The 6864-nt window shown below is 63.2% G+C and carries 3 protein-coding genes; all 3 read left to right on the top strand.

Annotated features, from left to right (window positions below; translation table 11 throughout):
* Positions 1-227 precede the first annotated feature (227 nt).
* From M3461_08730 to M3461_08720, 3 genes are read left to right on the top strand one after another with little or no spacing between them, the layout of a single operon-like run.
* Positions 228-1430, top strand: a complete 1203-nt coding sequence (locus M3461_08730; GenBank protein ID MDQ3774427.1) for an efflux RND transporter periplasmic adaptor subunit — start codon at positions 228-230, stop codon at positions 1428-1430.
* Complete coding sequence (locus M3461_08725) at positions 1427-4582, top strand: efflux RND transporter permease subunit (protein MDQ3774426.1); 3156 nt, start codon at positions 1427-1429, stop codon at positions 4580-4582. The genes M3461_08730 and M3461_08725 overlap by 4 nt, the downstream gene beginning before the upstream one ends.
* A complete protein-coding gene (locus M3461_08720) occupies positions 4579-6087 on the top strand; it encodes an efflux transporter outer membrane subunit (protein MDQ3774425.1) in 1509 nt (502 codons plus the stop codon). The genes M3461_08725 and M3461_08720 overlap by 4 nt, the downstream gene beginning before the upstream one ends.
* Positions 6088-6864: the final 777 nt, after the last annotated feature.

Below are 6864 nucleotides of genomic sequence, written 5' to 3'. Positions count from 1 at the left end.
TTCGTCGCAGCGGGTCGAGAGCTCGTTTTAGGCAGACAAAACGACCACCCACTCTGCTCAGCACCGGTGAGGACCATCCCACGTCGAACCGCTGTGCTAGCCGTGAGGGTGGTGGACCGCCGAAACGGTATCTATGCTGCCGCGGCGGGACTCCCGTAGGTAGCAAAACAACCCAGGACATTCTTGGCTATACATGTGTATACACTTATATCGAGGAGATCTGAAGCATGAAGACGCAGCCTTTACGTTTGAATAGATCGTTCCGGACGACCCCGCATGTGCCGGGGATCGTCCCGGGCCTCTTGCTCCTGACACTGCTGACCGGTTGTGCCGATCCGCCAGTTACTGAAACCGTGGCACGTCCCGTCCGGACCTTTCGGGTAGGGGAGCACGCCGGGGCAGGTTCTACCAGTTACGCTGGTGAGGTCAAGGCGCGTTATGAAACCCGACTGTCTTTCAGGGTCTCGGGGAAGATGGTAGCGCGGTATGTCGACGTCGGGGACCGAGTGAAAAAGGGGCAGCTCATCGCCGAGCTAGACCCAAGCGATTATCAGCTCGCGGCTCAAGGTCTCGCGGCTCAACTCGCGGCGGCCCGCGCCGAGCGTGATTTTGCGAAGGACGACGTCGAGCGCTATCAGGAGCTTTTGGATCAAAAGTTCATCAGCCCCGCCGAGTACGACCGGCGCGAAACCCTCTACAAGGCCGCACGCGATAAAGTCAGCGCACTCGACTCGCAACTGCACCAGGCGCAGAACCAGACCGCCTACACTCGCCTCTTAGCCGATCGCAACGGGATCATCACCGCGCGGGACGTCGAGACCGGTCAAGTGGTGGGCGCAGGGCAAGTCATCGTGACGCTCGCGGATCTCGGCGAGAAAGAGGTGGCGATCGACATCCCGGAGCAACGCGTCGCCGGGGTGGAGCCGGCGGGCGATGTCACGGTAGAACTTTGGGCGGATGGAGGACGGCGCTTCAAGGGTCGCACGCGCGAGATCGCCCCGAGTGCCGATCCGGCGAGCCGCACCTATCGCGTCAAGGTGACCCTACTCGAAGGGAAGGATCTCGCCCAACTCGGTATGACGGCGACGGTCTATATGACGACGCCCAAGACCGATGAGCTGGCCATCCCGCTCGCCGCGGTATTTTCACCCCAGCGCCAGCCCGCCGAGTCCCGTGTCTGGGTGGTCGAGGAGACCGGGCAGACCGTCCGATCCATACCCGTGGAGCTCGGCGTGCCCATCGCAGATGAGCGCATCGTGATCGCTGGTCTCACCCGAGGGCAGCTCATCGTCACGGCAGGCGTTAGCCGGTTGATCGAGGGACAGGCCATACAGCTTGTCGAGGACGCGGCGGGATTGGCCATGCAGGGTGGCAATCCCCACGAGAGCACCGGCAAAGGATCGACACTGATCGCAGGAGACCTTCGATGAAAGGCTTCAACCTGACCGACTGGGCGCTTAATCACCGCGCGTTTACCGGTTTCCTGATCGGGCTCTTGATGCTGGGCGGGGTCTTCGCATACTTCCGCCTCGGGCAGCGGGAGGATCCGGACTTCACCTTCCGTGTCATGGTGGTGAAGACCCTCTACCCCGGCGCCACCGCGCACGAGGTCGAGGAGCAGGTGACCGACCGTTTGGAGAAGAAGATCCAAGAGCTGCCCTATCTCGACTACCTCCGCAGTTACGCGAAACCGGGTGAGTCATTGATCTTTATCACCGCTCGCCAGGACATCCCGCCCAAGGAGACCTCGTCCCTCTGGTACCTCGTGCGCAAGAAGGTCAACGACATCCGGCACACCTTGCCGCCCGGTGTCGTCGGGCCCTTCTTCAATGACGAGTTCGGGGACACGTACAGCACCCTCTATGCATTCTCGGGCGAAGGTTTCAGCGCTGCCGAGATTAAGGATGCCGCCGATTGGGTCCGACAACAGCTCCTGCGGATCGAGAATGTCGAGAAGGTCGATTTGATCGGCGTGCAGGAGGAGCGGATCTACGTCGAGTTCTCCGACAAGAAGCTCGCCGAGCTAGGATTGCATCCTCAGGCGGTGGCGCAGGCGCTGCAGGCCCAGAATGCCATGACCTCCGCTGGGGCGATCACGGCGCCGCTGCGCAACCTCCCGATCCGCATCACCGGGAAGTTCGATTCCATCGAGAGCGTCAAGAACCTCGCGCTGCGAATCGCAGGACGCACCTTCCGAGTCGGTGACATTGGCACCGTGTGGCGCGGCTACGTGGACCCGCCGGACTTTAAGATGCGCTTCAACGGCAAGGAAGTCATCGGCCTCGGCGTGACCATGAACAAGCGGGGCGATGTGCTCAAGCTCGGCCAAGCGCTCGAAGCGGCCATGCACCGGATCGAGCGCGAGCTCCCGCTCGGCATTGAGGTCGAGCAGGTCGCTAATCAGCCGCGCGTCGTGAAAACGGCCATAGCGGAGTTCATGCGCACCTTCTTCGAGGCGCTTGCGGCGGTGCTGCTGGTGAGCTTCTTGAGCCTGGGCTTTCGCACAGGCTCCATCGTCGCACTGACGGTGCCGCTGGTTCTCGCAGGCACTTTTCTGTCGATGCTGTTCTTTGGCATCGATCTGCACCGCATCTCGCTTGGCGCGCTTATCCTGGCCCTCGGGCTCCTCGTCGACGACGCCATGATCGCGATCGAGATGATGGCGCGCAAGCTCGAGGAGGGCTGGGATCGCTTCCGCGCCGCGACGTACGCCTACTCGGCGACTGCCTTCCCGATGCTCACGGGCACGCTCGTCACCATCGCGGGGTTCCTGCCGGTGGGGCTCGCGAAGTCGCAGGCCGGGGAGTACACGGTTTCCATCTTCCAGGTGGTCGGGATCTCACTCCTGCTCTCGTGGATCGGCGCGGTGATCTTCACGCCGTTCTTGGGGTATCTCATGCTCAAGGTTCAGAAACGCGAAGGCGTACACCGCGATCTCTTCGATACCCCGTTTTACAACCGGCTGCGGCGTTGGGTGGACTGGTGCGTGGCCCATCGTAAGGCGGTCATCGCCGGGACAGCAGGGCTGTTTGCGATCGGCGTGGTGGCGTTGACTCACGTGCCACAGCAATTCTTCCCGCTCTCTAACCGGGCCGAGGTGATAGTCGATATGTGGCTGCCGGAGGGGAGCTCGTTTACCCAGGCGGAAGCGGCGGCGAAACGGTTCGAAGCGTTCCTAGCTCAGGATCAGGACGTCGTGCACTACGCCGCCTACGTCGGTGGCGGCAGCCCGCGCTTCTTTCTGCTCATCACCCAGCAACTCGCCAATACCAACCTCGCCGAGTTCGTGGTCATGACCCGGGACAACGTCGCGCGGGAGCGGGTGATGAAGCGGATCCGCGAGGTCTTCGCGACCGAATTTCCCGAGGTCCGCGGTCGTGCCATGCGCTTGAATGTCGGCCCACCGATCGAATATCCCGTCGAGTTCCGGGTACTCGGCCGTGATCCTACGGCGGTTCGTAGCATCGCCGATCAGGTCGCTGCCGTCATGCGCACCAACCCCCACACCGTGGACGTCAACGACGACTGGCACGACCGGATCCCATCCCTGCGCCTCGTCCTCGACCAGGAGAAGGCCCGCGCGCTTGGGGTGACGAGCGAAAGCCTCGCGCAGGCCCTCCAAGCCCACCACACCGGGCTCGCCGTCGGACAGTATCGCGAGGGCGATAAGCTCATCGACATCGTGTGGCGGGCCGAAGACGCTGAGCGCCTCGCCACCCACGCACTCCCCGACGTCGCCGTGCCGACGGCGAATGGCACCGCAGTGCCGCTGTCCCAGCTCGCGAAGATCGAGACCACCTTCGAGGAAGGTGTCGTGTGGCGGCGCAACCGCTTCCCGGCGGTCTCGGTGCGCGCCGATATCGTCGACGGTGCCCAAGCACCGGAGGTCACAGCCGAGATCCTCCCCCAGCTCCAGCCGATCGAAGCAGCACTGCCGCCCGGGTATTACCTCGAGGTCGGTGGTGCTCAGGAGGAGAGCTCAATCGCGCAGAGGTCGATCCTCCTCTGGATCCCGGCGGTGGTCATCGCCACGCTTGTCTTGCTCATGATCCAGCTCCAGAATCTCTCCCGCACCTTCCTCGTCTTCATCACGGCACCCTTGGGGATCATCGGGGCCGCCTTTGCGCTGCTCCTGTTCCACGCCCCCTTTGGTTTTGTGGCGCTGCTCGGCATTATCGCGCTCGCCGGCATGATCATGCGCAACTCCGTGATCCTCGTCGATCAGATCGAGCAAGACGAGCAGGCGGGCCGTGACACCTGGACCGCTATCGTTGAATCGACCGTACGGCGCTTCCGCCCGATCATGCTGACGGCCGCGGCGGCGATCCTCGCCATGCTGCCGCTCTCGCGGAGCGACTTCTTCGGCCCCCAGGCCATCGCCATCATGGGTGGGCTGACGGTCGCAACGGTGCTCACGATCTTCTTCTTACCGGCGCTCTACGCCGCGTGGTTCCGGGTGCGACGAACCATGCCGGCGGAGAACCCAGAACATATCGTCTCGTTGCAGGCTACCGACGCGTGGCGCTCGAGCCACGAATTCGCCCTGAGCAATCCAGTAAGTGATACCGGAGGTGTGTCATGAACGCAAGGTACTTCATGAAGGTGGCAGCGCTGATCTCAACGCTGCTCAGTGGGTGCGCCCTCACCCCCATCAGCCACAAAGTCGAGGTGCCAACGCCCGCCCAGTGGCAAAACTCCCCCGTGGGTGACACCATGTCGGATCGGGCATACGTGGCTCATTGGTGGAAGAAGTTTCAAGATCCACTCCTCGATGAGCTGATCCTCCGAGCGCTCGGGGCTAACCACGACTTGGAGATCGCGGCGGCCCGGGTGCGGGAGGCCAGGGCTTTGGTTACCGTGGCCCAGTCCGTGCTGTTTCCGACGATTGATGCCAACGTTAACGGCGGCCGTCAAAAGCGTATCGAGCGCGCCATTCCGATCCCCGGCCCGCAAGGCGTCGACCTTGTGGTCCCGCGCGCGGATGCCGTGAGCGGCGAGCTCAGCTTGGCATGGGAGATCGATGTCTTTGGCGGGAACCGCCTTGAGGCTCAGGCGGCGGCGGCGCAAGCCCTTGGCGCCGAGGAAGGCCGGCGTGCTGTGCAGGTGGGGCTGCTCGCACAGGTCGCGACCAATTATCTCGAGCTCCGTGGTGGGCAGAGGCAGACGGCGATCCTGCGCGAGCACATCGCGGTTCAACGGGAGCGCTTGCGCCTGCTCGAGGCCTTCTTTCGCGCTGGCCTTACCACCGAGCTCGACATCGCGCGCCAGCAAACCCTGCTGCGCGCGACCGAAAGCGCCCTCCCTGTGCTCAATCACCTGACCGCACTGCTTATCCATCGCCTCGGCGTGCTCTTAGGAGAGCCCCCGCACACGCTTGAAACCCAGTTAGGCAAGGCGGCGCCCCTGCCTCCCGCGCTGCCCAACCTCCCCGGCCTTCTACCCTCGGATCTCCTCCAGCAGAGGCCGGACTTGCGGCGTGCGCAAGCCGAGGTCACCGCCGCGGCGGCGAGCCTCGATGCCGCGCGCGCCGATCTCTTTCCCAAGTTTTTCATCTCTCTCTCCGGTGGAATCGGCGCGTTGAGCCTGGGCGGGCTGCCGAGCCTGGCCGAGGGGATCTACGCGCTCGGTGCAGGCTTGACAGCACCCATCTTCAACGCCGGGCGCATCCGCGCGAACATCACCGCTTCCGACGCCCGGCTCGCCCAAGTGGCGGCGAGCTATGAGCAGGCATTTCTCACCTCTTTGGAGGAGGTCGAGAACGCCTATGTCGCCTACACGAGCGCGCGTCAGCGCCGCGAGGACCTGCGTCAAGCCGTTGATGCCGCCCGGCGCGCCTACCGGCTTGCCGATGCGTTCTACCGGCGTGGCGTCACCGATTTCCTGTCCGTGCTCGATGCACAGCGAGCCAAGCTTTCCGCTGAAGATGAACAGGCCAAAGCGGAAACGGCGGTCACGGTTGCGATGGTCACGTTGTATCGTGCTTTCGGGGGTGGCTGGGATAGCCATGAGCCGCAAGGCATCAGTTCAATGCCACAACTGTATGGCAACCCCCCCCAGGCGAGCGCCGTAGAGGAAAGCTCAACTTGAGTGTGCGGTGAATCGGACAACTTCCATCGGGAGGATATGACATGAACAAGACTCTATCGGTGTTTGAGGCCTCTGGCCAACCAAGCCCAGGAAGACCCCGGCACCCTACGGGGTTCTCTTTGTCCTCGGCACCTCTTGTCGGCCAAGCCGGTTGACGAGCGTCGGTTGCGAGTCGATATTCTACCCTGCTTGGGATCTCCTCGATATGCCGCGCGAGTTCCTGCCGCGCGCCCCCAGTGCGTACGCGTGGTCTACGAGAGCCAGGTTCCAGCATGGCGCCAGCGAGCGCATGGTGGTCAGCCCCGGCCCGAGGCAAACGCCATCCTGCACCTCCCGGGCGGCAATCCGGGCACCCCTTGTCACCGCACTATCGCGACCAGTACCGCGATTGGTTGGAAGGGCGGGCGCTGCCCTGGCAGGTAAGCCCGAGAACGGTGTCTTGATCTTAAAACCGGCGACCGGGGGCTAGGCTGTTTCCTTGCTCAGTTACATCCATATCAATACACTTCATCGAATGAGGCCGGTCAAGTTCCTTGACTCTCCGCATGGTCGGTCATCTGAGCAGCTAAGGGGGCGCTATGGACGTATAACTGGATCGCGATACCGCTGACCGTCTGGCCGAGTTTGCCCAGGCAACGCACCGGCCGCAAGGCGAGTTGGCGGCGCAGTTGCTCAAGACGTACTTGAGCGATCTACAGGACTGGAAGGCCGAGGGGATCAGGTTGGGTCTCAAGGAAGCCGACGTCGGTCAGCTCATCGACATCGAGCAGGTGCGTC

Source organism: Pseudomonadota bacterium (genome assembly GCA_030860485.1).
GTDB lineage: Bacteria > Pseudomonadota > Gammaproteobacteria > JACCXJ01 > JACCXJ01 > JACCXJ01.
This window is presented reverse-complemented; position numbering and strand designations above follow the sequence as displayed.